Raw genomic sequence first — 4,401 nt, 5'->3', positions numbered from 1 at the left:
GCGCGCAACTGGGAGGGCCGTGCGCAGCTGCTGCAACTCACCCGCTCCATCAAGGCCGTGCGCGAGGATCTGCTGATCTGCGTGGACCATGAGGGCGGCCGGGTACAGCGCTTTCGCGGCGATGGCTTGACCCACCTGCCGCCCATGCGCGCCCTGGGCGCGATGTGGATGGACGATGGCCACGGGAGTCGGGCGGCACCCGGCAGCGGTGCGCTGCGCGCCATCCGCGCCGCGACGGCCGTGGGCCACGTGCTGGGCGCCGAACTGCGTGCCTGTGGCGTGGATTTCAGCTTTACGCCGGTGCTGGATCTGGACTGGGGCGAGAGCAGCGTGATCGGCGACCGTGCGTTCCACCGCGACCCGCGCGTGGTCACCCTGCTCGCCAAAAGCCTGGCGCACGGCCTGCTCCAGGCAGGAATGGCGCATTGCGCGAAGCACTTTCCCGGGCACGGATTTGCGCAGGCCGACTCGCATACCGAGCAAGCGTCGATCGATGGGCGCGACCTCGAGACCATTCTGGCCGCCGACGCCGCACCGTACGCCTGGCTCAGCAGCATGCTCTGCGGCGTGATGCCGGCGCACGTGATCTACCCCCAGGTGGACAGCCGCCCCGCGGGCTTCTCGCGGCGCTGGTTGCAAGACATCCTGCGCCGCCGGATGCGTTTCCACGGAGCCATCTTCAGCGACGACCTCGGCATGGAGGGCGCACGCCATATCGATGGCCAGGCCGTGAGCCATACCGACGCGGCCGTCGCCGCGCTCGCCGCAGGTTGCGATCTGGTGCTGCTGTGCAATCAGAGCGTGGCGGACGCGGGCAGGGCGCTCGATGACTGCATGGCCGGCCTGGAAAAGGCCCGGGTGGAGCGCCGCTGGCGGCCCCGCGCGGACAGCCAGGCGCGCCGCCTGGCCCTGCTGCCCCGGACCCCGTCATTATTCGCCTGGGACGCCCTGATGCGCCAGCCCGCCTACTGTGAGGCGCAGGCCCTGCTGCCCTGAACGGAGAACCGCCGCTCCATGACCCAAGTCACTTTTCCCCCGCCGTTCATCCCCGCCGGCGACGCTGCCCGCCAACTGCGCCAGGGGGGCTACGCCGCGCTCGCGCCGGCCGACGTGGCCCGCTGGATCGGCTGCGATCTTTCCGATCTGATGGACCTCGGCGCTGACTGGGCCACGCTGCCCCCCGACGAATTCCTCCGGGACGGCGGCCGCTACCGCCGCCGGCGCCATGCCTGCTTCGTGGTGCAGGGGAAGCAACTGCGGCAGGCGCCGCACCGGGCGCACTGGCAGCCCGTGGAATACAACGCGCTGCATGGCGGCATGGAGCGCTGGTTTGCGCCCATGGAGCTGGCCACCGTGGCCAAGCCCGTGTGGCGGCAGTTGCTGCTGGCGCTCGCCGGGGTGTCCGACGCCGTATTCGCAGGCCAGGACAGCCCCGTTGCCTGGTTCGTCGAGGCGCACCAGTTCCGCATCGACACCACGGACGGCATTGGCCGCCCCACCCCCGAGGGCGCGCACCGCGACGGCGTGGACCTGGTCGCGGTGTTCCTGGTGCGGCGCGAGGGCGTAAAGGGCGGGGAGACGCGCGTGTTCGAGGCCGCCACGCCCGGCGGCCAGCGCTTTACGCTCGCGCAGCCATGGTCGCTGCTGCTGCTCGACGACGCCCGCATGGTCCACGAATCCACGCCCATCCTGCCCCTGGCCGAGGGCGGTTACCGCGACACGCTGGTGCTGACCTGCCGGCGCGGCAATTTTCAGGGAGCCGACGTGCCGGGGCAGGGGGCTGCACAATCCTGACGCCCGCCTTGCGTCGCCGTTCATCGCGACCCGGAACTTGATGCGCATCAAGATACGGGGCCTGCCGGGCGTGGACACTCGCGCAGTTGCAGTTGCAGTGCAGGCAGTGCGCCGCAGCGTTGTTCCGGATCGGGCCACCAACCCGCTCCCCCTCCGACTTCCAAGGAGAAGCATGATGTTTGAGCATATTCTGGTTCCTGTCGATGGCTCCAAGACCTCGCTGCTGGCCGTCTCCAAGGCCGCGGCCCTGGCCAAGGCCTTTGGCAGCGTCGTGACGTCCGTGTACGTGATCGACCCGTATCCCTTTACCGGTGTGGGCGCCGATTTCGCCTACGGCCAGGCGCAGTACACGAATGCCGCCACCGCCGAGGCGAGCATCGCCCTGGACGCCACCCGGCGGGCCATGGCCGAGGCCGGCGTGCCGGTGAGCACCCTGGTGGGCGAGGGCCATGCGGTGCATGAGGGCATCCTGCGCGCGCTCGAGAGCACGGGCGCCGACCTGATCGTCATGGGCTCGCACGGCCGCCGCGGGTTGGAGAGGCTGGTCCTGGGCAGCGTCACCCAGCGCGTGCTGGGCGTGGTGCGTATCCCGGTGCTGGTCGTGCGCGAATAGTGCCTCATCCGGGTGCTGGCGCGGCCTCTCGTCCGCGCAATGCAGCGGCGGCGCAAAAAATACAATCCGGGCAATGACTGCACCAGCCAAGCAGCGCATCGTCGTCGGCCTCTCCGGCGGCGTGGACTCCGCCGTCACCGCGCACCTGCTGAAACAGCAGGGCCACGAAGTGGTCGGCATCTTCATGAAGAACTGGGAAGACGATGACGACAGCGCGCACTGCGCGTCGCGCATCGACTTCGTCGATGCCGCGGCCGTGGCCGACGTCATAGGCATCGAGATCGAGCATGTGAACTTCGCGGCCGACTACCGGGAGCGCGTGTTCGCCGCGTTCCTGCGCGAGTACCAGGCTGGCCGCACGCCCAACCCCGACGTGCTGTGCAACGCCGAGATCAAGTTCAAGGCCTTTCTGGACCACGCCATGCGCCTGGGCGCCGAGAAAATTGCCACCGGCCACTACGCCCGGGTGCGGCAGAACCCGGACTCGGGCCGGTTCGAACTGCTCAAGGGGCTGGACCGGTCCAAGGACCAGAGCTACTTTCTGCACCGCCTGAACCAGGCGCAGCTGTCCAAGACGCTGTTCCCCCTGGGCGCGCTGCACAAGACCGGGGTGCGGCGCATGGCCCAGGAAATCGGCCTGCCCAACGCCGGCAAGAAGGACTCCACCGGCATCTGTTTTATCGGCGAGCGGCCGTTCCGCGAATTCCTGAACCGCTACATCGCCCACGCGCCCGGCCCCATCCAGGACGCGCGGGGCCGCACGCTGGGCCGGCATGTGGGCCTGAGCTTCTACACCCTGGGGCAGCGCCAGGGGTTGGGCATTGGCGGCGTCAAGGAAGCGGGCGCCGGGCGCGGCGGCGGCGCGCACGAACCCTGGTTCGTCGCCCGCAAGGACTTGGCGCGGAACATCCTGCACGTGGTCCAGGGGCAGCTGCACCCCTGGCTGCTGTCGCACACCCTCGACGCCCGGGACGCGAGTTGGATATCCGGCCACGCGCCCGCCCCCGGCGCCTACGCGGCCAAGGCGCGCTATCGCCAGCAGGACGCTGCGTGCACGCTGCTTGGCGCCAACGCGCAAGCATTCCGCCTGCGCTTCCCCGAGGCGCAGTGGGCCGTGACGCCCGGGCAAAGTGCGGTCCTGTACGACGGGGACCTGTGCCTCGGGGGCGGGGTGATTTTTGGCACCGAGGCCGGCCCGGCGCCGTCCCAGGCCTGAGCTTGGCTCTCGTGTTACTCCGCACGCCTCACGGCAAACGGCCCGCTGAATTCCCATCCGCATGCACACCGCCCCGACCATGAACCAACCCGCCCCCTGCATCGCCGTCGTTGGCAGCCTGAATATGGACCTGGTGCTGCGCGTGCGGCAGGCCCCCGGACCTGGCGAAACCGTGCTCGCCGACGCGTTGCAGACGCTGCCCGGCGGCAAGGGCGGCAACCAGGCCGTGGCCTGCGCACGCCAGGGCGCGCAGGTGCACATGTTTGGCCGCGTGGGCGACGACGCCCATGGCCGCACGCTGCGCGCCGGGCTGGACGCCGAAGGAATCGGGCACGGCGGCGTACAGACTGATCCGGTGGTGTGCACCGGCATGGCCGCGATCACGGTGGACGCCACGGCGCAGAACCGCATCGTCGTGGTGCCGGGCGCGAATGGCCGCTTCGTGCTCGACGCCGCCGCGCTCGACGCTGCGTTGCAGCAGGCGGATTGCCTGGTCCTGCAGTTCGAAACGCCGCTGCCCCAGGTGCTGGCTGCGGCCCGGCGGGCGCGGGCAGCGGGCTGCCCGGTGCTGCTCAACCCCTCGCCCATCCAGCCCCTGCCCGACGCGCTGTGGCCGCTGCTGCGCACCCTGGTCGTGAACGAAGTGGAGGCTGCGGTCCTCATGGGCAGCGCCGTCGCCACCCCGGCCGACGCGGCTGTGGCGGCGCGGGCGCTGCGCGCGCTCGGCCCTGCGCAGGTGGTGCTCACGCTTGGCGCCGCGGGCGCGGTGGTCGCCGAC

General features: G+C 70.6%; 5 protein-coding genes. All 5 read left to right on the top strand.

Annotated elements, in window-relative coordinates; genetic code table 11:
* Window positions 1-996: beta-N-acetylhexosaminidase (gene nagZ, locus VTU_RS0104970; RefSeq protein WP_010101423.1), on the top strand; the 996-nt coding region annotated here is incomplete at its 5' end.
* A gap of 18 nt (window positions 997-1,014) precedes the next feature.
* The gene (locus VTU_RS0104965; protein ID WP_010101421.1) at window positions 1,015-1,794 is read left to right on the top strand and encodes a 2OG-Fe dioxygenase family protein; all 780 of its coding nucleotides are present in this window, start codon (window positions 1,015-1,017) and stop codon (window positions 1,792-1,794) included.
* A 175-nt stretch (window positions 1,795-1,969) separates the two neighbouring features.
* Complete coding sequence (locus VTU_RS0104960; RefSeq protein WP_029554120.1) at window positions 1,970-2,407, top strand: universal stress protein; 438 nt, start codon at window positions 1,970-1,972, stop codon at window positions 2,405-2,407.
* Between the two features lie 73 nt (window positions 2,408-2,480).
* Window positions 2,481-3,623: a tRNA 2-thiouridine(34) synthase MnmA gene (mnmA, locus tag VTU_RS0104955; RefSeq protein ID WP_010101416.1), complete on the top strand. Its 1,143-nt coding sequence runs from the start codon at window positions 2,481-2,483 to the stop codon at window positions 3,621-3,623.
* 79 nt (window positions 3,624-3,702) lie between these two features.
* Window positions 3,703-4,401, top strand: a 699-nt coding sequence (locus VTU_RS0104950) for a ribokinase (protein ID WP_029554119.1), incomplete at its 3' end; no start/stop codon positions are given.

This window comes from Verminephrobacter aporrectodeae subsp. tuberculatae At4, from assembly GCF_000193225.1.
GTDB lineage: Bacteria > Pseudomonadota > Gammaproteobacteria > Burkholderiales > Burkholderiaceae_C > Acidovorax > Acidovorax aporrectodeae.
This window is presented reverse-complemented; position numbering and strand designations above follow the sequence as displayed.